Genomic DNA, 24,707 nt, shown 5'->3' on the forward strand with positions numbered 1-24,707 from the left:
TTTTTGTCTATAGGTTGCCTTTAAGGAAAGTTTCTAATTCCGGTAAAATCATTTCCGGGGTAAGTTGTTTGTAAAGTTCGTGCGGATCTTTCTCTATTTTCTTGCGCTCATCATAAGTAAAGCTATCAAACAGGTTAGGTTTCATTTCCAGCAGGTGCACGCTTTTATGAAACTTGCCATCTTCAAAACTTGCCCAGTGCGCCTTGTTTACATAAGGCGAGAAAATAGTAAATGTAGGTTTGCCTAAAGCCTTCGCGATGTGTACCGTTCCGCCCTCGTTTGCCACAAGGGCATCGGCCTGATACATTACTTTAATAAAGTCGCGTATGGTTTTAGGATATATATCCAGTATGATGCTCTCTTTGTGTTTGCACATCTCATAAATTTTCATGGCCTCGTCCTTTTGGTGCGGCGCATAATTGAAAAAGATGTACACGTTATAGTTTTCGGCAATAAAATCACATATTTCGGCAACATACTCATAAGGCATTGATTTTTGTGGTGTACTGCCCAGTACTCCCATAACAATAACCTTTTTGTCGCTGTATTTGCTTAGCCAGTTTTCTTTTTTCTCATCTTCCGAAAGGAATATATGCGGCTCATAATCTACCGTTTCAAAATTATCGGCTATTCTTAACAGGTGTATACGGTCTTCAATGGCTTTACCGCAAATGTGGCTGCCTTCCTTAAGCGGACGGGTAGGGTGGGTGTAGTACCCCCAGTTGCCCAGCTTTTTACGGCTTTTGTTACCAATGGTCATTTTAGCGCCCGAGAATTTACAGATAATCCTGCTTTGGGTTTTGGAGTAGGAGTCAAAAATAATATCATATTTTTCGGCTCTTACCTGTTGTATGGTTTCTATAAGTACAGGGAGTCTTTTTAACTCCTTCTCATTAAGCGAAATAAATTGGTCAATATTAGGATTGTTCATCACCACGCCTTCGGTGAAATCGTATGCCATAAGGTGGATTTCACTCTCGGGATATTTTGCTTTAAAGTTATTTGCAATTACCGATGCGATTAAAACGTCGCCTATTCGCTTATTTTGGATAATAAGTACTTTCTTCATACAACTAAATCTATTGCAAAGTAATACTTTTTTTCTACTTTTAAGGCAAAATTATCCTATGCCTTTAAACATCTATACCCATCCCGACTATGCTTCCCAAAAAGACTTAATACTCAGTTTAGTGCAGGGATTTCACAACGAGGGGCAACTGCTGGTTAAAGGCTCCCGAAACATTATAAAGATAAATACATTAGGCAACGAAAAAGTCAATATCAAGTACTTTAAAAGGCCCAATGCAATGAATTCGGTTGTGTATTCGTGGTTAAGACCCTCTAAAGCCAGGCGATCGTTTGAGTATGCGCAGTACCTTTTGGAGCATGATATACTTACGCCGTTTCCCATTGCTTATGTGGAAGAACGTACGGCAACAGGGTTAAAAGAGAGTTTTTACATCTGCAGGCATATAGATTATGATTTTACTTTTAGGGAACTGATACACGACCCTATGTTTGAAAACCGAAAGCTTATACTGGAGCAGTTTACCGAGTTTACCTTTAAGATGCATGAAAACAGGGTTAACTTTTTAGATCATTCGCCGGGAAACACACTTATAGTGAATAAGGGTAACGGGCAATATGATTTTTACCTGATTGATCTTAACAGGATGAAGTTTGAGGATATGGATACCGAGGCACGTATGGATAACTTTAAAAAGTTATGGCCGTCGCGTGCTATGGTTAAGATTATGGCTGATAAGTATGCCGGATTAAGCAATCAGCCTGCCGAAAAGCTTTATGCGATATTAATGGAAAAAACTATAGGGTTTAAAAAGAAGATTACCAAAAAGAAATATCTGAAGCGAAAGCTTAAAGGAAAAAAGAAATAAAAAAAGGGATTGTGAAAACAATCCCTTTTTTTATGTTATATAAACGGTATGATTATACTGCTACGTCATATTCCCTAAGTGCATTGTTAAGGGATGTTTTAAGATCAGTAGATTCTTTACGTTTACCAATAATAAGTGCACACGGAACCTGATATTCTCCCGCTGCAAATTTTTTGGTATAGCTACCCGGTATTACTACGCTGCGTGCAGGTACAATACCCTTCATTTCTACAGGAGTATCTCCTGTAACATCAATAATTTTTGTAGATGCAGTAAGGCAAACATTAGCGCCAAGTACGGCTTCTTTCTCTACTCTCACACCTTCTACCACTATGCATCTTGAGCCTATAAAGGCACCATCTTCAATAATAACCGGAGCGGCCTGTAATGGCTCTAATACACCACCAATACCTACACCACCGCTAAGGTGAACATTTTTACCAATTTGAGCACAACTACCTACAGTTGCCCAAGTATCTACCATTGTACCTTCATCTACAAAGGCACCAATGTTTACATAACTTGGCATAAGGATAACACCCGATGAGATATAAGCACCATGACGTGCCACAGCATTTGGTACCACACGAACACCTTTTTCGGCATAATTGCGTTTTAAAGGCATTTTATCGTGGTATTCAAAAATACCCGCTTCAAGGGTTTCCATTTTCTGGATAGGGAAATACATAACCACTGCTTTCTTAACCCATTCGTTTACCTGCCATCCGCCTTCAATTGGTTCCGCAACACGAAGCTTACCTAAGTCAAGCTGCTCAATAACCTCACGAATCGCATTTGTTGTTGTCTCCTCCTGTAACAGGGCTCTGTTTTCCCAGGCCTGTTCTATAATGGTTTGTAAATTGCTCATGTTCAAATTTTATTTTGCGCAAAGATAAGCATAGGTGTTACAAAACTGAAAACGAATAAACAAATATCACAAACTAATACCATTCTATTAAATTACTTCTTATTTGGTATCTTTACGGTATTAATGAGATTATAGTATGAAAGACAATTTTTCCACTCAGGCAGGTTTGTATGCGCAATTTCGTCCCTCTTACCCTAAAGAGATGATTGATTATATAATGTCGCAGGTTACAAATAAAGAAATGGCGCTCGATGTTGCTACCGGAAACGGACAGGTAGCCGGGGCACTTTCAGAGCATTTTACAAAAGTGTTTGCTACTGATATTAGTCAAAAGCAATTGGACAATGCCATACAAAAGGAGAATATAGTTTACAGGGTGAGCGCTGCTGAAAATATAGATTTTGATGCAGATACTTTTGATTTGATAACTGTAGCACAGGCAATTCACTGGTTTGATTTTGATCTATTTTATAAAGAGATACATCGTATTCTAAAACCGAATGGGGTATTTGCTGTACTGGGTTACGGACTCCTTTATACCAATGCCGGTGCCGACAGGATACTGCACGATTTTTATACAGATATAGTGGGATCATACTGGGATCCCGAACGCAAATATCTGGATGAAAACTATACTACAATACCGTTTCCTTTTGAGGAGCAGGAAACTCCTAAGTTTGTAAATGAATTTAACTGGGAGTTTGAACAACTTACGGGGTACCTGGAAACATGGTCGGCAGTACAGCATTATATAAAACAGCATAATTCCAATCCTGTCGACCTGATTAGGGAAGCACTGCGAGAAGCCTGGCAAAAAGGGGATAAAAAAGTTTATTTTCCATTACTTTTGCGTATTGGAAAGTGTAAGCTAACTACACTTTAAACAGCAAATTTTATAACATGGCAAGAGTACTGGCAATAGATTACGGACAAAAAAGAACAGGTATAGCAGTAACCGATGATATGCAGATAATAGCATCGGGTCTAACCACAGTTGATACCCCTAAATTATTAGACTTTTTAGCCGATTATTTTACTAAAGAAAATGTAGGAAAAGTACTTATTGGAGAGCCAAAACAAATGAATAACGAACCTTCACAAAGCGCGCCGTTAATTAACGCTTTTGTGGAGAAATTTAAGCTGCAATTTCCTGATATGGAATTAGAAAGGGTAGATGAACGTTTTACAAGTAAGATGGCCTTTCAAACTATGATAGATAGTGGTCTTAAAAAGAAGCAAAGACAGAATAAAGCCTTAATTGATGAAATTTCTGCAACAATTTTGCTTCAGGATTATTTATCAAGAAAAAAAATATAACTTTTTGTTAACATTTCGTAAAAATTAACTTTAACATAAGTATAGGTGCGGTTTATGATAGTTTTTTGATAGTTAAAAAGTAACTTTGCACTTTCAAAATTTACAAAATGTCCACTACTATACAGTACGAACCAGATGTGGTTCTTATTGGCGCTGGTATTATGAGCGCCACTTTAGGTATGTTCCTGAAGGAGCTTATGCCTGAAGTAAAGATTGATATTTATGAAAGGCTGGATGTGGCAGCTGCCGAAAGTTCTGATGCATGGAATAATGCGGGTACAGGGCACTCTGCTTTTTGTGAACTAAATTATACTCCCGAGCTTCCAAATGGCTCTATAGAAACTGTAAAAGCCGTGAAGATTGCCGAATGGTTTGAGGTTTCAAAACAATTTTGGGCTTACCTTGTAGAGAAAAACCGTATTACTAACCCTGAAGATTTTGTGAGGAGTGTGCCACACATGAGTTTTGTTTGGGGTGAAGATAATGTGGAGTACCTTAAAAAACGTTTTGAGGCTTTACAGAAATTCCCGCTTTTTAAAGGAATGGAATTCTCTACCGAAAGGGAAACTATCGAATCATGGATGCCTCTTGTTATGGAGGGGCGTGATGAGAAACAGCCTATTGCAGCGACCAATATGAAAATTGGTACCGATGTGAACTTTGGCGAACTAACACGCGATATGTTTGCATGGTTAGGTGAGCAGGAAGGAGTAAACCTATACTTCGGTCACGAAGTATCGAGTATGAGACGTTCAGGCCTTGGCAACGGAAAATGGAAGCTTAAAATCAAAAACCTTGAAACGGGTAAAAAGTTCAGGCAATATACGCCGTTCGTATTTATTGGTGCTGGCGGAGGATCACTTCACCTACTGGAGAAAGCAGATATCCCTGAAGGTAGCGGTTTTGGTGGTTTCCCTGTAAGCGGCCAGTGGCTTAAATGCGTTAACGAAGAAGTTATTAAAAAGCACCAGGCTAAAGTATACGGTAAAGCATCGGTTGGAGCACCGCCTATGTCGGTTCCTCATATTGATACCCGTATGATAAACGGTAAAAGGGAGTTGTTATTCGGCCCTTATGCTGGTTTCAGTACTAAATTCCTTAAAAACGGTTCTTATTTTGATTTGCCTACTTCTATCAAGGCAAACAATATTGGACCAATGCTTGCGGCAGGTTACCACAATATGTCGCTTACCAAATATCTTATAGAGCAGGTAACACAATCTAAAGCCGACAGACTTGAAGCGCTTAAAGAATATCTTCCGGATGCTAAGATGGAAGACTGGGTTCTTGAAAATGCCGGACAACGTGTTCAGGTTATCAAGAAAGATGAGGAAAAAGGTGGTAAGCTTGAGTTTGGTACAGAAGTTATTAATAGTGCCGACGGATCTTTGGCAGTGCTTTTAGGAGCGTCTCCGGGAGCATCTACAGCAGTATCTATCATGCTGGATCTTATTCAGCGTTGTTTCCCTGAAAAAGTAGCTTCGCCGGAATGGCAGGCTAAACTTAAGGAAATGATACCTTCTTTCGGGCAGCCGCTTAATGAGAACGAGGAACTTCTTAAAGAAGTAAGAAAGCATTCTGAAAAGATGCTTGGCCTTGTAAGCTTAGAAGATTAATACGGAATAGTATATACATAAAAAATCCCCTGCCATGCAGGGGATTTTTTTATTTGCTAAGTTCCAGTTGTTTTGTAGCGGTAAGTATTTTTTCCGATAGTCCGTTAAGCCAAACCAACTGCTCTATTATCAGGTTGGCTTCCTCCATTTTTAAACGGAATTCATTTTCATCATCAGGTGTACTTTCTTTTAGCTCACGTGCACGTATGTTTCTGAGTTCTGTAAAACGCATAGCCAGTTCTTCCTTGTCAGAACAGTAAGCCTGTGTTGAGGTTTCTGCAGAAAGCAATGCTACCGAATGATCCAGGTTTTTTATAACGGCATTAACCACCACATTAAAAGCTTCAGATGCTTTTGATGTTTTGTGCGATTGTATATAAGTACCCAGCGACGCCAGTGACGATACCAGTGTATGGTTAAGTACCGCCAGTTTGTATACCTGCTGTACCTGTTTCTGTTTTGATTTAGGTTCCTGTATCATGCGCTGGTAGGATGACATCAGGTTACCCAGTTCTACAAAGGCGCTTTTACGGGCTAGTTTATAGGCGGTGGATACGCTTCCTTTCTCGTTATAAAAAAGGGATATTTCGTTAAGGTAATTTCTGTTAGCCTCAATAGATTTTTTAATATATACCGGAAGACTCAAAAACTCCCAGGCAGGCCACAGGAAATAATTGGCTGCAAAAGCCAGTACTGCGCCTACGGCAGTATCGAATACCCTGTATTGTATTACCTCTCTAACATTTGGAGTAAGCATACCATACAGGAATACCACATATATAGTAACAAAAGTAGCCCCAATGCTGTAATTGATAGAGGTAAAGGCAAGTCCTAATACCATAGCGGTAACAGCCAGTATTGCAATTATCGATGTACTTTTTATAACACTTAACAATGCAAAGGCGATTACTGCGCCGGCAACCGTACCTATTATACGCTGAAAGGAACGCTGTTTGGTAAGTCCGTAACCGGGACGCATAATCACGATTATGGTAAGCAGTATCCAGTAAGGGTTTTGCATCTGGAAAATGAGTCCTAAACCAAAGCCTATTATCATGGTAACTGTTAGTCGTAACGAATGCCTGAAAATGGTAGACGATAAACTAAGGTTTTCCTTAAGTATCCTGAAAGGATAATATTCGGGAGTTAGGAATTTTTGAAGATCCTTATCTCTTTCCTTTAATTCCTTAAAGTTCATTGTGGTGGTAAAAGCCCTTTCAATAGTCTTGATTTTTTCAACCTGCTTCTCGGCATAATGCAGCATGTTTAAAAGCATCCATACGCCTTCGGAGGCTTCGGCTTCGCTAAGGGCATTACGGTAAGACTCTATGGCTCTTTGTACACTTTCCAAATCTTCAATAAGGTTGTGTTTGGAAATATATTTTTTTCGGTTCTCTATACTTTTGGCAATCCTTTTAAGTGAAGCACCTAAGTTATACGCCAGGTTTTGATAAGTATCAAGCACCTTAGGATGGTCGCTGAATTTATGCTGTAGCTTACTGTGGTCAAAAGAGGTAGAGAGTGCCAGTTCCAGTATATCTACCATCGATATAAAAACTAACAACATTTTACGGGTTCGGTTGGAGCTACCCGCTGTAGACCTGTTACGTATAAGTATTTCCCTTAAACTCTCGTGTATGGTGTTTAACTCCACCTGAAGGTGTAGCTGTTTCTCTACTATTTTTTCTCTGTCGGCATCTTTTTCCCAAAGGTTACCGCGCAGTTTCATGTACTTGGCAGTAAGCTTAAGGCATTCTACCATTTGGAGTTCGGTGTAGCGGTGTGGGCTAACAAGCTTGAACAGTACTGATATGGTGGTGTATATAAGTCCGCCGGCAAGCGAAAGTGCAGTGTATATTGCAATGTCCCATCCGTCACGAAGGTGCCCTGTTGCAAGTGCTATAGCAAGCAGCCCCGAAAACGATACCATAGTAGCCCTTTGTCCGTAAACTGAAATCATGGAAAGAAAAAATACCATTACTATGGCAAACGGGTAAAAAAGCAAGGGTACAGGGTGTAGCAGGTTTACCATAAGGGTACAGCCCGATACTATTAGTGTAGTGATAAGTAACCCTCTTACTTTGTGTTGCAGGTTACTGGGAATATCGGCAGGGTAAGTAAGAAAAGCGCCCAGTGCCACTGCGATACCATATTGAAAGTAACCCAGTTGCGTGAGTATAATAAGCGGCATTGCCGAAGCTATGGTTACTATAACTGCTTTAGTAAAATTGGTGCTGTCTGCAAAGCGTCTTAATCTCTCAATCATACGTGTCCGAATGATGTGCAAAGTTACTAAATGCTTTAAAATTTATGTTTGTTTACGAGTTAATTCTCACAAAACTTTAGCATTTGGCATTATAAGGGAGGTTGACAAAAAGAGTATCGTTTTTATTTACTATTTTTGCGCTCAGCCCAAAATAAATTAAAATAGATATGATTTTACCGATTATAGGATATGGCGATCCGGTTTTAAGGAAAAAAGGAGAAGATATACCACAGGATTATCCAAACCTTAGCGAACTGGTTGCTAATATGTTTGAGACGATGTATAATGCTTATGGTGTAGGTCTTGCCGCACCACAAATAGGGCTTGCTGTTAGACTATTTATTATAGATACGAGTCCGTTTGCAGATGATGATGAGCTTAGTAAAGAGGAGCAGGAGCAGTTAAGCGGTTTTAAAAAGGCCTTTATAAACCCTGTTATTACTAAGGAAGAAGGAGAAGAATGGGGCTTTAATGAAGGTTGCCTAAGTATACCGGATGTGCGTGAAGACGTATACCGTAAAGAAAGAATAACAATTGAATACTACGATGAAAACTTTAATAAGCATACCGATGTGTATGACGGACTTATTGCAAGGGTTATTCAGCATGAGTATGACCACATAGAAGGTATATTGTTTACAGACAGGATTTCTACGCTTAAAAAGAAGCTTATTAAGAAAAAACTGCAAAATATAATGGAAGGGAAAACAAGACCTGATTATAAAATGAAATTTGTTGCCAAAAAAGGCAGATAATTTTTGTTTTTATAGCCAAAGATTAGATATTTGTCTCCCTTAAAAAAAACAACAATAATGAGCATTCAGAAAATATTATCAATTTCAGGAAAACCGGGTTTATATGCCCTTAAATTACAAACCCGTACAGGGTTTGTTGCAGAGTCTTTAGTAGATGGTAAAAAAATTACTGTAGGTTTAAGAAGTAATGTTAGCCTTTTATCTGAGATCTCTATTTATACGTATGACGGAGAAGTTCGCCTAAGCGAAGTGTTCACTGCAATCGCTAAAAAAGAAGATAACGGTCCTGCTATTTCTCACAAAGAAAGCAACGATACGCTTACTGACTACTTTAGAGAAGTGCTTCCTGAGTTTGACGAAGACAGAGTATATGCTTCTGATATTAAAAAAATACTTAACTGGTATAACATGCTTCAGCCAAAAGGACTTGTTTCTAAAGATGAGCCTGCAGAAGGTGAAGAAGCTCCTGCTACCGAAGCAGAAGTTAAATCAGAGGAATAAAAATTTATCTTACTTAATTAACTAATCCTGTCGCTATCCCATACAGCGGCAGGATTTTTTATTTTACACGTATATAAAATATTGAATAGGTATAAACTCTTTTTATATTTTATCTTTGTTTAAAATATACTTCTTATGAATACAAGACAGCAGCAATTAGAGGCTTTTAACAGGTTACTGGATATAATGGACGATTTAAGGGAAAAGTGTCCGTGGGATAGGAAACAAACGCTGCAGAGCTTACGTCACCTAACCATTGAGGAAACTTATGAGCTTGGTGATGCCATACTTGATAACGACCTGCAGGAAGTTAAAAAGGAGCTGGGCGATATATTGCTGCATATTGTGTTTTATGCCAAAATAGGAAGCGAAACAAATGACTTTGATATAGCCGATGTGGCAAACGAAATTTGTGAAAAGCTAATACACCGCCATCCGCATATTTATGGTGATGTAAAGGTGGAAAATGAAGAGGAAGTGAAACAAAACTGGGAAAAGCTTAAGCTTAAAGAGGGGAAAAAATCAGTGCTTGAAGGTGTGCCTAAAAGTTTGCCGGCACTTGTAAAAGCCAGCCGTATTCAGGATAAGGCAAAAGGAGTGGGGTTTGACTGGGAAGAGCCCGAACAGGTTTGGGAAAAAGTACAGGAAGAACTTCAGGAACTGCATGATGAGGTACAGGGAAGCGATCAGGATAAAATAGAATCAGAATTTGGTGATGTGCTGTTTTCCATGATTAATTACGCACGTTTTTTAAATGTAAATCCCGAAGATGCCCTGGAGCGTACCAATAAAAAATTCATTAAACGTTTTACCTATCTTGAGAGTAAAGCTGGCGAAATGGGTAAATCATTAGCCGATATGACACTAGCCGAAATGGATGTGTTTTGGAATGAGGCAAAAAAATTATAAACAAAAAAGCCATCTCAGTAAGATGGCTTTTTTGTTATTCGTTATTCTCCTTTTGGATGGTTCTTATTTGTTTAAGTTTTTCTTTCCAGGTTTTTAACTCTTCCTTATGTCGGTCAATATTTTTGTGTATTTCTTTTATAAAAGGATTATCATCCTTAGCGTTAGAGATAAACTGAATATTGTTTTCCAGCTGTAGTATTTCGCTTTGTACCTCGTCAATTTTACGCATAATGAAAATCTGTTCGTTTTCAAGTTTGCGGGAATCATCGCTGTCTACAAGCTGTTCAAGTCGGTTATTAAATTTAACCATCTCCGCCTCTTTTTTAGACAGGCTCAGTTTGTCAAACAATGCATCCAGTATTTTGTTGAATTTACCTTCAATATGACGCCTTGATTGTGGTACACGACCCAGATTTTTCCAGTTGTCTATATGTTGCTTAATAGCATCAAGATCAGTTTTATGGTCGCCTGTAAGCTCAAAGTTTTTAAGGTCTTCAAGGTATTCTTTTTTCTTATCAAAAGCCTCAATTTCCTCTTTGTTAACTTCGTTTCTTACAGCGTGAAGCCTGTCAAAATAATGGTTACATGCAGCTTTGAATTCTTTCCAAACCTTATCAGAATACTTTCTTGGTACATGACCAATTTTTTTCCAGTCTTCCTGAATTTGTTTCATGATAGGAGTGGTAGCGCTGAAATCTTCACTATTTTTAAGTGATTCGGCCTTTTCAACCAGTTCCATTTTTTTGGTAAGGTTGTCCTGTTGTTCTTTCTTAATGTCTTTGTAGAAAGAGTTTTTGTTAGCGTTAAACTCTCGTACTGCCGACTTAAAGTTAGCCCAGGTGTCTTCGTTTACTTCAATAGGTACTTTACCCGCTTCAAAGAACGCAGATCTTAAAGCCTCAATTTTTTCTATTTGTCCCTGCCATGCATTGTGAGAGCTAACTTTTTCTTTAGCAATCTCTTCAATTTTGGCAATGATTTCTTTTTTCTTGGCAAGGTTCTCTTCTTCCTTACCTCTCAGTTGAGCGAAAAATGCCTCACGTTTATCATGTAGCTGTTTTGTAAGCTCGCTAAACTGATTCCATATTTCCTCGCGGTGTTCTCTGTCTACAGGTCCTATCTCTTCTTTCCATATTTTATGTAAAGACTGTAGTTCCCTAAAGGCTTTATTGATGTCTTCTTCCTGTAGCAGTTCCTCAACACGCTCTATGATTTTTTGCTTTTGCTCAAGGTTGTGCTTAAAGTCTAAATCACGGGCTTCCCTGTCAAGGTGAAGATGGTCGTAAAAACGCTCAATGTGGAAATGGAAGTTGTTCCAAACGTGGTTGTATTTATCACGAGGGATAGGTCCGGCATTTTTCCACTGTTCACGAATGGTGTTAACGTGTTTAAGCGAATCGCTTATACTCTCGTCGCCATCTATAACCCTTTTAAGTTCTTCTATGAGAGCAACCCTTTTTTCAAGATTGGCTTTAAGGTTGTTTTGTAGTGATTTGAAATGCGCATTTCTTTTATCCCTGTATTCGCTGTAGGCAGAATCAAATCTGCTTTTTAACGGGAAGTGATATTCAAACCCCGATGTGTCGCCATCATTATCATGGCTGTATTCATCTCTTTTCTCTTCAATGAGATGATTGTATTTAGAATAGAATTCTTTCTTTATTTCTTCAACGTGTTCTTTAACAGACATTACTTTCTCGTGAGCGACTAATTTTTCCAGCTCATCGGTAAGTTTTTCCATAGAAAAAGCTTCGTAGTTCTGCATAGGTATATTATGCCTTTCTGAAGCGGAATCATCTTCGCTGTCCTCTGCATTAGAATCTTCTATCGCTTCGACTGCTGATTTTTTCTTAGGAGTGCCTTCCTGCTCGTTTCCTGCACCCAATAGTTCTTCGGGAGCAAAAGGCATTTGCCCTTCTGTTTCATGAATATCACCAAATTCGTTAAGCCCTTTGTTTTCTTCATTGGGTACGTTGGCAAGTTCATTCTTGTCTATTGCTCCGTTTAGTTCCTTTAACTCCTTTCCATCTGCATCGTGCAGGTTATCATTCTTTTCTTCTAACATTTCTTTAAATGCTTAAGGTTTATATTGTTCTTTACTTCCCGAAGATAGTAAAGCCTGTTTAAAATTCAAAAAAAAACGCTATTTTATGTTAATTATAGTTTGGTTTTGAATATTTAGTTAAGTTTTTGATTTAAATAGGTTTAAATATTTAAATTTTTATTTATTCCATATCTTCCAGGCTTTCTCTGCCTGATATACCAGCATTTTGTATCCGTTAGATGTTTTAGCTCCGTGTTCGGCAGCCTTTCTCATAAAGGTCGTTTCTTCGGGATTGTATACTAAATCAAAAGCGATGTGCTTATTGGTAAACAGGCTGTAATCCAGCGGTGGACATTCGTCTATATTAGGGTGAGTGCCCAGTGGAGTGGTATTTATAATTATTTGGTACTCGTTAAAAATTTCCCTGTCAAGGTCGTTGTATGAAAATATCACATCGCTTTCCTTACGGGAAACAAAGTCGTATTCTATTTTTAGTTTACGCAGGGCATAGGCAATCGCTTTAGATGCTCCGCCTGTTCCCAATATAAGTGCTTTTTGATGATGTGATTCCAGTAATGGCTTTAATGCTTTTTTAAATCCGGTATGGTCGGTATTATAGCCTTTAAGTTTTCCTTTTTTGGAAATGGTTATGGTGTTTACCGCGCCTATTACACGTGCTGTTTTATGAAGCGAATCGAGCATGGAAATAACATCTTCCTTATACGGTATGGTAACATTAAGGCCTCTAAGCTTTTTGGTTTCCTCCAGTATGTTACGTAGTTCACCTATGTATTCAAGGTCAAAATTCTGATAGTAACAGTTATCCAGTTGCTTCTTAGTGAATTTATCATTGAAATATTTGGCAGAAAATGAATAACTAATCCCTTTGCCTACAAGTCCGTATATTTTTTTTGACTTCTTTTTCAAAATGTCCTTCATTTATTTGGCTCAATTTATAAAAGCTTCTCACAAAGATTGCTATTTCTTTGTTATCAGGCTGTGTTCTAATTGTTAATTTATGTGTTGGTGGGTTTTTGTAAATAAAAACTGGCAACAAAGATTATAAATTCTATGTTGCCAGCCAATATTACGGTATTTATTTCTCTGTTATTTCGCTCTGTTCTTTTTAATAGTTTCCTGTACGGTAGTGTTTTCCCATATGATAGGGAAAAACTCTTCTAAAAGAACATGGTTTTTAAAATTAAGCCTAAGCCCGTTGCTAAGGTGGAAAACACCTTTGTCTTCCTGATGCATCATAAAATACAATCCGGCAAGGCGGTATTCTACCTCATACTCTTCAGGATAGTATTCAGATGCCTGTAGTAGGGTATTTGCAGCTGTTTCATACTCGCCAAGGAACTGAAGTGTATCTGTCCAAAACAACCATGTATCTAACTGGTAATCGCCATACTCTACAGCTTTACGGTAACCCTCTTCGGCTTCTTCATGGAAGTTAAGCGCTTTGTTAATTACGGCATAGCGTTTCCAGTACATTTTATTTTCGTTGTCTATGCCTATTGCTTTGTTGGCATAGTAAAGTGCTTTCTGGTAATTTTGGCGACGGATATAAAAATCAGTTATAGCTATCCACGCCTTGTCCAGTAACGGATCTTCATGAACCGTTTTTAAATAAAACTTAAGAGCTTTTTCATGATTGCCAAGCTTTTCATAACACTTACCTACACGAAGCAGTGCAAAAGAGGTTGGGTCATCAAGCTCCATAGTAATATTGTAACACCCAATAGCTTCTTCATAACGTTTTAGTTTTTCAAGGGTTTTTGCTTTTTCAAGAAAAGCACCAAGGAAACTCTCGTCAATTAGGGTGGCATAATCAAACGCCCTTAACGCCTGCTCGAAATTGTTTACGGCATAGTACTGGCGGCCCAGCTGGTGCCATGCTACATCGCTGTATGGGTTTCGGTCAATAAAGCTGTTAAGGAAATCAATTGCTTCAAGGTTTTGATCTAAAAAGTCAAAGCAATACACTACATTGTATAATGCAGAGTGGTCGTCAGTATCTTCTTCAAGACACTTAATAAAACTTTCTTTTGCCTGTTCAAGGTTATCCATAAACAGGTATTCCATACCAATAAGTGAGTATACATCAGCATAATCATCTGTATACTTAAGGGCAACATTAAGCAACTCTACAGCTTTATCGTGTTGGTCCCTTTTAGAATAAATATTGGCTTTTTGGATGTAAATTTCTTCGTTTGTAGGTTCGATGGCATAAAGATCGTTAAGTAATCTTTCGGCAATATCAAGCCTGTCATCAAACACTAATAGTTCAACCTGTACTAATTTTAAGCCTGTTGATTTGGGGTGTTGTTCCAAACCTAATTTTAAGGCCTTCTTAGCTAAATTAATTTTTCCGGAGTCAAGATAATGAAGAATAATATCTTCAAACTCTTCGGAATCAAAGAAGAATACTTTGTTGGTTTTCAACATTGATTCGAACTTTGATAAGGATAAACTGCGATCTTCTTCTTCGTGGCTCAAATTCATACTCCCTTTAGTTTAAAATTATCCTTATTAAAGTTACAAAATGTAACACTCAATAAGAATATATCCTTATTTGTTTTGAACAATTTAATTAACAATTTTTTGAGGGTTTAATCTTGTTATTGTTCTGCTAAAATCTCATTTAATACTTCAATAATAATGCCACATCCCTCTTTAATCTCTTCGTTTGAGATAGTTAGGGGAGGAGTAATCCTTATGGCCTTGCCTTCAAACAGTAACCAGAAAAGAATAAGTCCTTTTTCCTGGCATCTTAAAATGGCTCTGTTAGTGATATCATCGCTTTTGGTCATTGCGGCAAGCATGAGTCCGCGACCTCTTACATCTTCTATTAAGGGGTGTACCAGTAGCTCTCTAAACAGTTTTTCCTTTTCCAGGGTTTGTGTCATTATGTCGGTTTCCGTCAGCTCCTGCAATGTAGCAAGACAAGCTGCTGCAATAACCGGATGTCCGCCAAAGGTGGTAATATGCCCCAGTTTAGGATCATGGCTAAGCAGATCCATCATCTCTTCCGATGCGGTGAAGGCGCCCACAGGCATTCCTCCGCCCATACCTTTTCCCATAATAATTACGTCAGGAACGATATCATAGTTTTGAAAACCGAAAAGTTTTCCCGTACGGCCAAAGCCCGGTTGTATCTCGTCGAGTATCATTACCGCACCCACTTCGTCACAGCGTTCCCTTACTTTCCTAAGGAAATCGTTTTGCGGCTGAATGAATCCTGCACCACCCTGAATGGTTTCCAGTATAATACCGGCCGTTTTTGTGGTTATTTTTAGCAGGTCTTCTTCGTTGTTAAACGTAATGAAGTCTACATCCGGAATTAAAGGTCTGAATATTTGCTTGCGCTCCTCAAACCCCATAACGCTCATAGAACCCATAGTGTTGCCGTGGTAGGCGTTAAAACATGATATTAGCTGACTCCTGCCTGTAACCCTGCGTGCCAGTTTTAAAGCTCCTTCGGTCGCTTCGGTACCCGAATTGGTTAGGTAGGTCTTGTTAAGCTTCGCAGGAAGGTTTTGGGCTAAAAGCCTACAAAACTCGGTGGCAGGATGCTGTGCATATTCGCCATATACCATAACATGCGAATACTTATTAAGCTGATCGATTATGGCATTGTTTACCCTTGGGTGCTGATGCCCCAGACTGGCTGCCGATACTCCGGCTACAAAGTCAAGATAGGCTTTGTTGTTAGTATCATATATATAAGAGCCCCTGGCATGTGAAACTTCCATCCCCAGCGGGTAAGGAGAAGTTTGTGCCTGGTACTTTAAAAAGTCATTAATCATATAATGTAAATGTGTTATTCTTTATTTACAGGAGGTTTAGGCTTAGGGTTGTTCTTGTCGTAATCAAGTGTTTCCTGAAGCACTTCCATAGGTGTGTCTTCTTCTTTTTTCTTTTCCAGACTTTCTTTTACGATTTGTTCGTGAAGTTCCTGTTCTTCAGGCGGGAAAATATCTTCCCGTTTTTCAATAATCTCATCGCCACGCCAAATAAAGCCCCTTAGTTTTTTAATATTATCGGGGAACATGCTGGGAGGATAAGTTGTAGCGTCTACGTTAGTAACCGAATACACCTCGGCCAACTGATTGTCTACGAAAGTCATGGTGATTTTACTGCTCACACTTTTGTCTATCCCTATTAGGTTCTCCTTGTCATAATTATAAAGTACCTTTTCGGTGTTTTTATTAAACTCTACATACGAGAGTTTGTTATCTTTAAACTTACCATACAGGTTTTTTCCTTTTATCTGGTTATAGTTAGGGTTGTTAGGTGTGTTTTTAGCCGATATAGTATCCAGTTGTATCATAAAGGCATTGTTGATTACCTTTAGAGAGTCCAGTTTCTCGGTTTTAGTGTCTGATATAAGATGCATAACATCGCCTGTAAGCTGGCTTTTACCATTCCATATCACAGGGCGACCAATAAGCTGTGTAAGTCCGGTTACCTCTTCAGAATGTATAGAATCACACTTACCACTCATATCTACTTTGTAGAAACGTGCATTGTTATAACCTCTTACAACTCTTTCGCCTTCCTTACCGGTAATTACAATTTGTTTGGCATGAGTATAAAGCGAATCTTTCTCTACCAGTGTAACCACTTCGGCTCTTTTTGTAAGGTATAGGGAATCCAGTTGTTTGTATACTTCGGCATAATGCCCTCTTGCTACAAATTTATTTACGGTATCGGTAACCCTTACATTATTAGTTGCCGATGAGAATTCCCTGTTCCTGTCATAATAAATGCTATCACCCTTTATAACCTGAGTGTCATATTTAATGTAGGAGTTGGTTAACAGGTGTGCAAAATTCTTTTTAGTGTCATAAAAACCTTTCTCGGTATAAATATAGTTCTCCTCACTGGTAATAGTTGTTGGTCCGAATACATAGGAGTGCCCCGAGTTGGTATAATAATCAAGATGGTTTGACTTTAATACATATTGCGGATTGGTTAATGTAACCGCTGTAAGGAACTGATATTTCTTTTGGTTGGCATAAAACCTTCCCGACTTACTTTTAAGTGTATTGTCTCCGTTTACTATGGTACCATACGAATTGTAATAAGCCTCCTGTTTGTTTCGGTCAAAATAAATGGTATCGGTAGTAAGGGTCATTTCCGGCGAACGCATCACTACATTGCCCGATGCAAATGCAAAGTTCTTGTTGCCGTTATATTCGGCATAATCACTATTCATATGCAGAGTGTCCCCCTGATTGAATTTTATGTTACCATAAGCCTTTAGGTAGTTTTCCTTTTCCAGTATATAGGCCTTGTTACACTTCATGATAGAACCGTTATGCTCTACTTCAACATTGCCTATAAGGGTAATAGCTCCCGGTACTTCGTTTTCGTTTTTATCGGTATAGTCAGTATGCAGTACTTTTATTTTTTCCTGAGCAAGGGCAGGGGAGCTGTAAAAAGCTAAAAATGAGAGCAGAATAAAAAACAGTTTTTTCAATGTGTAAAAATTTGTTGCAAATTTAAGTAAAATACAATTCACTAACCTTAATTGTTTATAACTGTTGTGTTAGAGCAATAACCGAACCAAAGTGTAAAAAAAAAAGCGCTTTAGAATTCTAAAGCGCTTTGCTATTATTTTATTATTGTTTGAGTTCTGTCCGGCCCTACAGAGATAACTTTGATAGGTACTTCCAGTTCTTTCTCAATAAACTCGATGTATTCTTTTAATTCTGGCGGAAACTCTTCGTAAGAAGTCATTCCGGTAAGATCGGCATTCCAGCCTTTTTTCTCAACATATACCGGCTCTACGTTTTCCGGCTCAATGTTGTAAGGAAGGTGGTCTATTTCCTGTCCTTTGTATTTGTATGCAGTACAAACCTGAAGGGTTTCAAAGCCCGAAAGCACGTCACCTTTCATCATGTAAAGCTGAGTTACACCATTAACCTGTACAGCATATTTAAGTGCTACAAGGTCTAGCCATCCGCAACGTCTTGCACGTCCTGTAACAGAACCGAACTCGTTACCCACTTTAGCCATTGTAGATCCAACTTCGTCAAAAAGTTCAGTAGGGAATGGTCCACTACCCACACGTGTAGTGTATGCTTTAAAGATACCGAATACATCTTTAACCCTGTTTGGTGCAATACCTAAACCGGTACATGCTCCTGCAGCAGTTGTGTTTGATGATGTAACAAACGGATATGTACCAAAGTCAATATCAAGAAGTGATCCCTGTGCACCTTCTGCAAGGATAGATTTACCATCCTTAAGTGCCTGGTTTAGGTAAGCTTCACTGTCTATAAAGGTAAGTTCTTTAAGTGCTTCTACAGCTGCAAAGAACTCCTCTTCCATTTCTTTAAGGTTGTATTGAAGGTTTACATCATAAAAAGAAATCATAGCCTCGTGCTTATCAGCTAAAGCTCTGTAACGCTCTTTAAAGTCTTCCAGCTCAATATCACCTACACGGATACCGTTTCTTCCGGTTTTGTCCATATAAGTAGGGCCGATACCTTTTAATGTAGAACCAATTTTTGCCTTACCTTTTGAAGCTTCAGATGCTGCATCAAGCAAACGGTGAGTAGGTAAGATAAGATGTGCTTTTCTGGATATAAGCAGTCTTGATTTAATATCGATATTGAATTTTTCAAGGCCTTCCAGTTCTTTTTGGAAAACAACCGGATCCATAACCACACCGTTACCGATGATGTTAACGGAGCTTTCATGGAAAATTCCGGATGGAATAGTTCTTAAAACATGTTTTATGCCGTCAAATTCAAGAGTGTGCCCTGCATTAGGCCCTCCCTGAAAACGGGCAATAATATCATATTTAGAAGTTAGTACGTCAACAATTTTACCCTTGCCTTCGTCTCCCCATTGTAACCCAAGTAGCAAATCTACAGTCATTCTGTGTTCTTGTTTGTTTATATTATGCTGATATTGTATGTTCTTAACAAAATAAAAACCAACTTCTTAGAAAGAGTTGGTTTATTATATCTCTTTATGCAACCGAATTAATTATCGGTAGCAGGTTGTTTTTTCTGGCCGTAAAGGTATAAAGAATGGTTATGAATTTCAATACCAAAAATTTCCTCTATGGTTTTTTTGATGCTTTGTATCCTTGGATCGCAAAACTCTATAACCTCTCCGGTATCTGTCATGATAATGTGATCATGTTGCTTGTCAAAATACGATTTCTCGTAGTGAGCCTGATTTTGGCCAAACTGGTGCCTTCTTACAAGGCCGCTTTCCAAAAGCAGTTCTATAGTATTGTATAGCGTAGCACGGCTAACACGGTAGTTTTTGTTTTTCATTTTGATATAAAGTGACTCTATATCAAAATGCTCCTGGCTGTTGTATATTTCCTGAAGTATAGCATAACGCTCAGGGGTTTTGCGATGTCCCTTATCTTCAAGGTACTTCGTGAAAACATTTTTTACAATCTCCTGGTTTTTATTCTCTTCCATCAGTTTGTGAATCAAAGTGCAAAGATAAACTAAATTTTGTGAAGTAAAAGGTTATTGGCTAAAACTGATTTTACTCTTATCATAAATAACAGCCTCATTTCTCCCAAAAGCAGGAAAAGCCACATTTTGAAACCAAGCCAGACTTATTTGTACATTATCTTGGAGTTTTTTCATAAACTCATTGTATATTGATAAATCTTCATGTAGGGTAAAAGCTATATTGTTTTCCATCTCAATATTTACATGTATACAGTCTACAGTTATGAGGTCTTCCTTATAAGCTGTTACCTTGCGTATTTCGTTCCATTTAATGTGTTGGTCATTAAGATTAAATCCGCTTTCATGATAAGAAAGCGGATTTACGGGGTCTTTATGTTTTTTTCTAAACCACATTAATTGTTGGTAATTCTTGTTACTTTATCAATACCGTCTATCTTTTTAATATTTTCCATTAGTTTTTTAAGTATGGTGTTGTTTTGTACAATAACCGATACCTGTCCGTTAAATATTCCGGCATTTCCGCTAAGGGATATGCTTTGTATGTTTACATGCATGTTGTTTGATATTACCTTGGTAATCTCGTTGGCAAGACCCAGTGTATCCATACCGGTGATTTTAAGGGTAGCCTTAAATTCTTCCTGAGAAGAGTCTATCCATTTTGCAGGCATAATACGGTAAGCATAATTAGACTGTAGCCTTATGGCGTTTGGACAGTCTTTTTTATGCACCTTGATTCCTTCATTTATGGTTACAAAACCAAACACATCGTCTCCCGGTATAGGGTTACAGCAGTTGGCAAGTTTATAGTCCAGTTTATCCTGATCTTTACCAAATACCAACAGGTCATAATTCCTGCTGATTTCATCTTTATGTACCTGCTCCTGCGGATGGCTTGGCGTACGCTTAATTTTATTGCCCTTAAAGAAGTTCATAAAGGTATTGCTCTTAAGCGCAGCAAACTCTTTAAGCTGTTGGTTATCTATAGTACCTACACCCACGCGGTAAAATAAATCCAGACTGGTTTTTAGCTTAAAATAGTTAACCAGTTCGTTAACCACACTCTCATTAAGTGTAACCTTAAGGTGGCGTAGTTTACGTGTAAGCAGTTCTTTACCTTCTTCGGCAATCTTCTTGGTACTTTCGTTAAGTACGTTCTTTATTTTGTTTCGGGCACGTGAGGTGGTTACATAGTCCAGCCAGTGTGGATTCGGTTTTTGGTTGGCAGAAGTAATAATCTCTACCTGATCCCCGCTGTTAAGCACGTGGTTTAACGGAACCAGTTTACCATTTACACGTGTACCTCTTGTTTTTATACCGATTTCAGAGTGGATGCTGAAAGCAAAATCCAGTGATGTTGCCCCTTTAGGTAATGATTTAATATCTCCTTTTGGTGTAAATACATAAATCTCCTTAGAGTAGAGGTTCAGTTTAAAATCCTCCACAAAATCAACAGCACTGCCCGATGTGTTTTCCAGCGCCTCTTTTAAAAGGTTAAGCCATGTTTCCAACCCGTGTTCTTCACCGCCATTACCTTTGTATTTATAGTGTGCTGCATAACCTTTTTCGGCAATCTCGTCCATACGTTCACTACGAATCTGTACTTCTACCCATCGTCCTTTAGGTCCCATTACGGTAATATGCAGGGCTTCATATCCGGTAGATTTAGGTGAAGATATCCAGTCCCTTAACCTGCTGGGGCTTGGCCTGTAATGATCTGTAACAATGGAGTATATTTTCCATGCCAGGAATTTTTCTTCCTGTGGTTTGGCTTTATAAATAATACGAAGGGCAAATTTATCGTAAACCTCGTCGAAGGTAACGCCCTGTGCCAGCATTTTTCTCCTTATGGAGTATATGGATTTTGGTCTTCCTTTAATATTGTATTCAATACCTTCACCATTTAAGGAATCCTTAAGCACATCTGAAATAGATTTGATATAAGCATCCTGCTCTTCCTTGCTCTCCTTCATTTTACTCACAATATCATTGTAAGTTTCGGGCTCTGTATACTTAAGGCCAAGATCTTCCAGCTCGGTTTTAATGTTGTATAAACCAAGACGGTGTGCCAGTGGGGCATATATGTAAAGGGTTTCCGATGCTATTTTTGCCTGCTTATAGTCAACCATCGATTCCATAGTCTGCATATTGTGCAGCCTGTCGGCAATTTTGATAAGTATTACCCTAACGTCATCATTAAGGGTAAGCAGCATTTTACGGAAGTTTTCTGCCTGTATTGATATTTCCTGATCGGTTTTTACCTTGGCAATTTTGGTAAGTCCGGCAACAATTTGTGCTATTTTAGGGTTAAACATCTTCTCGATGTCTTCCACGGTAATATCGGTATCTTCAACCACATCATGCATAAGGGCACAGGCAATAGAGGTAGCACCTAAACCAATTTCGGCAGCTACAATTTTGGCTACGGCAATAGGGTGGAAGATGTATGCTTCTCCCGATTTCCTTCTTTGGTCCTTATGGGCATCTACAGCCACGTCAAAAGCCTTACGTATCAGTTTTTTGTCTTCCTCTGTAAGGGTTTGGTAACTAATGCGCAGTAGCTCTTTGTACTCTTTGGCAATTGCCTTGTTTTCCTGTTCTATATCTATCTCTATCATATATCTGTAACACTAGCCTTAAAAATAGTCAAATATATTAACATTTACAATAGGGTTACATCACATTATCTTATAATGGTATAGCCTTATTTTATAGGGATTAACGGCAGTATTTGTTTTGCAGTTTAGTATCGGTTTTTGTAATCTTAGCCAAAAAATATGCCAGTCCGGCAAAAGGGGTAAGGAGGTAAAAAAACGGATTTTTTAAATAAGTATCACCCCAGCGTAATAATAGTGCCGCGTGCAACGGGTTTTTAGGTGTTTGCCTTTTGGTTGTTTTGCCGTCGTTTACCAGCCCGAAAAGGGTTTTTATAAAGTTCTCAAAACCGGGTTGACCTTTGCGGAGTATGATCCTGAAAACAATTTCTTCATCGGTATCATTAAAAAAACGATGCACGGTGCGTATGGGTACCAGCCTGCTCTCACCGGGTTTAAGGTGAATATCCTGTTTTTTGTACTGTATGCCCAGCAGCCCTTTTACAGCAATAAACTCTTCGGTAAACTTAGTGTGGTAATGTGGCGGATTCCCTCCTCCCGGCATAAGGCTTACTTCAAGAAAGGTATATTCTCCATTAGTATCGGCAGCGCTTTCCAGTATTTTGGTATATTCCCCGTTTATGGGGTTATGATAGGTTTTTGGTGTACCCATTACATGCAGTTTTCTACATATTCAATAGAGGAGAGTTTTCCGTCTTTAAAATTGAAATTCCATTCGTAGTCTGCCGAAAGGTTTCTCGGGAAAATCACTACTCTTTGGTACTCTTCGTTAGTTGCTTCGTCATAAAGGTCTTCTATGTACTGAGACTGTTCGGGGAAAGAACGGCCAAAGCTTTTTAGTTTTGTAGTATGGTCAAACCAGTCGTCATCTGTAGCAAAATACATTGCTTTTCGAGCGGTAAAATCAATATTTCTAAAGTGCAATGTATCGTTAACCAACTCAAAACCTACACCTTTGTAGTAGTAAAATTCGGTTTCTTTTTCCTGCATATCAGTGCACGAATATCTGTAAACAGTAGCAGTACTATCGGCACTTTTATAACGATCCTGAAACTCGCTAAGCGGGATGCTGAGTTTTATTTTGTCGTTTATGGTCGACTCGTCCCAGTTAATACCCTCGTTTTCCTGAGCATAAACAGTAAAAGAAATAAGTGTAATGAATAAGGCTAATAGTTTAGTGTGCATTTTTTATTTTGTTGTTTTTACTGATTAGGCGTCCTGACAGATAAATGACTGATGATACTATTAATGCAAATATAAAGCCTGTAATGAAAGAAAAGTTTCTTCCGGAGTCATTAATTAGGTTTTGCATAGCTTTTTTTTGATCCTCGTTAATTTCGTTCCCCGAAAATATTCCGTCTTTATTAAGATCGTATTGATTAAGGCTCCACTCGTAGTAATAAGTGTCGTATAATGCGCTACCCACAATAAACAGGTAGATAGTAAAGAAAGCAATAGCCGCTATCCAGAATACTTTATTTCTAGCTAGTAATTTTTTTAAATTAAAGCATATAATACAAAGCCCTATACTACAAATAAGACTTGGAATTAGTAAATGATAGGATACGCTTATATGCTCCATAAATTTATACAGGAATAAATTTAGTAAAGTAACGGTTTTCCCGGTATTTATAGTATAAAGTTGAAGTTAAAAACCTCTCTGTCTTTTCGCTTCAAAAATAAGTATTGCAGCCGCTACAGAAACGTTCATGGAATCGATTTCGCCCTGCATGGGTATAATAATATTTTTGGTAGATGCATCCCTCCATTCCTGTGTTAGTCCCGTAGCTTCGGTGCCTACAACAAGTGCGGTAGGGGTGGTGTAGTTTTGTGTATGGTAGTAGGTAGACTCCTGTAAGGTTGCACAGTATATGCTTATCCCTTTGTTTTTAAGGTATTCAATTACTTCGGTAGTACTACCTGTGGCAATTTGATTTGTAAACAGGCAACCTACGCTGGAGCGTACAATATTTGGATTGTACATGTCGCTTTTAGGATTGGCAATAATAACCGCATCCAGGTTAGCGGCGTCAGCAGTACGAAGTATAGCGCCAATATTACCCGGTTTTTCGGTAGCTTCGGCTACCATTATTAAAGGATTGTCACCTAGTTTTAAATCATCAAGGCTTAATGTTTTTGTTTTTGCAACAGCCAAAATCCCTTCGGTAGTATCACGATAGGCTAGTTTTTGGTATACGTCCCTGCTTATTTCAATTAATTCGGTATCAGGCTGGCTTAGTTCCCTTACCTGAGATTCGCTAATCATATCGGGTACAAACAAAATTGTTTCGGCAGTATAGCCGCCTTTTGCAGCAAGCATTATTTCTCGTTGCCCTTCAATAAGAAAAGTTCCGCTTTGCCTGCGGGCTTTGGCTTTGTCCTGAAGTTGTACAAGCGATTTTATATAGGGATTTTGTGTACTTGAAATCTGTTTCATGTAAGCAGGGTTAAAGGCAGTAAAGGTACAAAGTAT

The 24,707-nt window shown here is 38.5% G+C and carries 23 protein-coding genes; 7 read left to right on the top strand and 16 right to left on the bottom strand.

What is annotated here, in order from left to right:
- Positions 1 to 7 precede the first annotated feature (7 nt).
- Positions 8 to 1,069, bottom strand: coding sequence for a glycosyltransferase family 9 protein (locus V3Z67_RS08530; RefSeq protein ID WP_330442895.1), 1,062 nt, complete (start codon positions 1,067 to 1,069; stop codon positions 8 to 10).
- Positions 1,070 to 1,127: 58 nt separating this feature from the next.
- Between V3Z67_RS08530 and V3Z67_RS08535 the strand changes: the two genes are divergently transcribed.
- Entirely contained in the window at positions 1,128 to 1,895 is a 768-nt protein-coding gene (locus V3Z67_RS08535; RefSeq protein ID WP_330442896.1) for a lipopolysaccharide kinase InaA family protein, read from the top strand.
- Between the two features lie 52 nt (positions 1,896 to 1,947).
- On the opposite strand, the gene V3Z67_RS08540 is transcribed toward V3Z67_RS08535, so the two are convergent.
- Positions 1,948 to 2,763 (bottom strand): 2,3,4,5-tetrahydropyridine-2,6-dicarboxylate N-succinyltransferase, encoded by an 816-nt coding sequence (locus tag V3Z67_RS08540; protein WP_330442897.1) that lies wholly within the window; start codon positions 2,761 to 2,763, stop codon positions 1,948 to 1,950.
- Positions 2,764 to 2,899: 136 nt separating this feature from the next.
- Between V3Z67_RS08540 and V3Z67_RS08545 the strand changes: the two genes are divergently transcribed.
- The 3 genes from V3Z67_RS08545 (at position 2,900) to V3Z67_RS08555 (ending at position 5,696) form a co-directional block, all read left to right on the top strand.
- Positions 2,900 to 3,646 (top strand): class I SAM-dependent methyltransferase, encoded by a 747-nt coding sequence (locus tag V3Z67_RS08545; RefSeq protein WP_330442898.1) that lies wholly within the window; start codon positions 2,900 to 2,902, stop codon positions 3,644 to 3,646.
- A 17-nt stretch (positions 3,647 to 3,663) separates the two neighbouring features.
- A complete protein-coding gene (gene ruvX / locus V3Z67_RS08550; RefSeq protein WP_330442899.1) occupies positions 3,664 to 4,080 on the top strand; it encodes a Holliday junction resolvase RuvX in 417 nt (138 codons plus the stop codon).
- A 107-nt stretch (positions 4,081 to 4,187) separates the two neighbouring features.
- On the top strand, positions 4,188 to 5,696 hold the full coding sequence (locus tag V3Z67_RS08555) for a malate:quinone oxidoreductase (RefSeq protein WP_330442900.1): 1,509 nt from the start codon (positions 4,188 to 4,190) through the stop codon (positions 5,694 to 5,696).
- Between the two features lie 49 nt (positions 5,697 to 5,745).
- Here V3Z67_RS08555 and V3Z67_RS08560 read toward each other — a convergent pair whose 3' ends face one another.
- Complete coding sequence (locus tag V3Z67_RS08560) at positions 5,746 to 7,962, bottom strand: FUSC family membrane protein (RefSeq protein WP_330442901.1); 2,217 nt, start codon at positions 7,960 to 7,962, stop codon at positions 5,746 to 5,748.
- 167 nt (positions 7,963 to 8,129) lie between these two features.
- Here V3Z67_RS08560 and def point away from each other — a divergent pair, with 167 nt between their 5' ends.
- The 3 genes from def (at position 8,130) to mazG (ending at position 10,127) form a co-directional block, all read left to right on the top strand.
- Positions 8,130 to 8,717, top strand: coding sequence for a peptide deformylase (gene def / locus V3Z67_RS08565; RefSeq protein ID WP_330442902.1), 588 nt, complete (start codon positions 8,130 to 8,132; stop codon positions 8,715 to 8,717).
- A 57-nt stretch (positions 8,718 to 8,774) separates the two neighbouring features.
- Complete coding sequence (locus tag V3Z67_RS08570; RefSeq protein WP_035132562.1) at positions 8,775 to 9,218, top strand: DUF5606 family protein; 444 nt, start codon at positions 8,775 to 8,777, stop codon at positions 9,216 to 9,218.
- A gap of 135 nt (positions 9,219 to 9,353) precedes the next feature.
- Entirely contained in the window at positions 9,354 to 10,127 is a 774-nt protein-coding gene (gene mazG, locus V3Z67_RS08575) for a nucleoside triphosphate pyrophosphohydrolase (RefSeq protein WP_035132563.1), read from the top strand.
- A gap of 34 nt (positions 10,128 to 10,161) precedes the next feature.
- Here mazG and V3Z67_RS08580 read toward each other — a convergent pair whose 3' ends face one another.
- The 13 genes from V3Z67_RS08580 to V3Z67_RS08640 all read right to left on the bottom strand — a co-directional run bounded on the left by V3Z67_RS08580 (position 10,162) and on the right by V3Z67_RS08640 (position 24,671).
- Positions 10,162 to 12,192, bottom strand: coding sequence for a DUF349 domain-containing protein (locus V3Z67_RS08580; RefSeq protein ID WP_330442903.1), 2,031 nt, complete (start codon positions 12,190 to 12,192; stop codon positions 10,162 to 10,164).
- 156 nt (positions 12,193 to 12,348) lie between these two features.
- Entirely contained in the window at positions 12,349 to 13,110 is a 762-nt protein-coding gene (locus V3Z67_RS08585; RefSeq protein WP_330442904.1) for a shikimate dehydrogenase family protein, read from the bottom strand.
- 168 nt (positions 13,111 to 13,278) lie between these two features.
- Positions 13,279 to 14,676 carry a tetratricopeptide repeat protein gene (locus V3Z67_RS08590; protein WP_330442905.1) on the bottom strand — a complete coding sequence of 466 codons (1,398 nt, stop codon included), beginning with the start codon at positions 14,674 to 14,676 and terminating at the stop codon, positions 13,279 to 13,281.
- 116 nt (positions 14,677 to 14,792) lie between these two features.
- Positions 14,793 to 15,980, bottom strand: a complete 1,188-nt coding sequence (locus tag V3Z67_RS08595) for an aspartate aminotransferase family protein (protein WP_330442906.1) — start codon at positions 15,978 to 15,980, stop codon at positions 14,793 to 14,795.
- A 14-nt stretch (positions 15,981 to 15,994) separates the two neighbouring features.
- On the bottom strand, positions 15,995 to 17,656 hold the full coding sequence (locus tag V3Z67_RS08600; RefSeq protein WP_330442907.1) for an OstA-like protein: 1,662 nt from the start codon (positions 17,654 to 17,656) through the stop codon (positions 15,995 to 15,997).
- Positions 17,657 to 17,790: 134 nt separating this feature from the next.
- On the bottom strand, positions 17,791 to 19,062 hold the full coding sequence (locus V3Z67_RS08605; protein WP_330442908.1) for an adenylosuccinate synthase: 1,272 nt from the start codon (positions 19,060 to 19,062) through the stop codon (positions 17,791 to 17,793).
- A 107-nt stretch (positions 19,063 to 19,169) separates the two neighbouring features.
- The gene (locus V3Z67_RS08610) at positions 19,170 to 19,622 is read right to left on the bottom strand and encodes a Fur family transcriptional regulator (protein WP_330442909.1); all 453 of its coding nucleotides are present in this window, start codon (positions 19,620 to 19,622) and stop codon (positions 19,170 to 19,172) included.
- Between the two features lie 51 nt (positions 19,623 to 19,673).
- A complete protein-coding gene (locus V3Z67_RS08615; RefSeq protein ID WP_330442910.1) occupies positions 19,674 to 20,015 on the bottom strand; it encodes a hypothetical protein in 342 nt (113 codons plus the stop codon).
- Positions 20,015 to 22,237 (bottom strand): RelA/SpoT family protein, encoded by a 2,223-nt coding sequence (locus tag V3Z67_RS08620; protein ID WP_330442911.1) that lies wholly within the window; start codon positions 22,235 to 22,237, stop codon positions 20,015 to 20,017. Before V3Z67_RS08620 ends, V3Z67_RS08615 begins: the two co-directional genes overlap by 1 nt.
- Before the next feature lie 100 nt (positions 22,238 to 22,337).
- On the bottom strand, positions 22,338 to 22,886 hold the full coding sequence (locus V3Z67_RS08625) for a cupin domain-containing protein (protein ID WP_330442912.1): 549 nt from the start codon (positions 22,884 to 22,886) through the stop codon (positions 22,338 to 22,340).
- Positions 22,886 to 23,419, bottom strand: coding sequence for a hypothetical protein (locus V3Z67_RS08630; protein ID WP_330442913.1), 534 nt, complete (start codon positions 23,417 to 23,419; stop codon positions 22,886 to 22,888). Before V3Z67_RS08630 ends, V3Z67_RS08625 begins: the two co-directional genes overlap by 1 nt.
- Entirely contained in the window at positions 23,409 to 23,816 is a 408-nt protein-coding gene (locus V3Z67_RS08635) for a hypothetical protein (RefSeq protein ID WP_330442914.1), read from the bottom strand. Before V3Z67_RS08635 ends, V3Z67_RS08630 begins: the two co-directional genes overlap by 11 nt.
- A 66-nt stretch (positions 23,817 to 23,882) precedes the next feature.
- Positions 23,883 to 24,671 carry a TrmH family RNA methyltransferase gene (locus V3Z67_RS08640; RefSeq protein ID WP_330442915.1) on the bottom strand — a complete coding sequence of 263 codons (789 nt, stop codon included), beginning with the start codon at positions 24,669 to 24,671 and terminating at the stop codon, positions 23,883 to 23,885.
- Between the last annotated feature and the right edge of the window lie 36 nt (positions 24,672 to 24,707).

Origin of the sequence: Flavobacterium sp. C4GT6 (genome assembly GCF_036347315.1) — a bacterium.
Taxonomy (GTDB): domain Bacteria; phylum Bacteroidota; class Bacteroidia; order Flavobacteriales; family Flavobacteriaceae; genus Flavobacterium.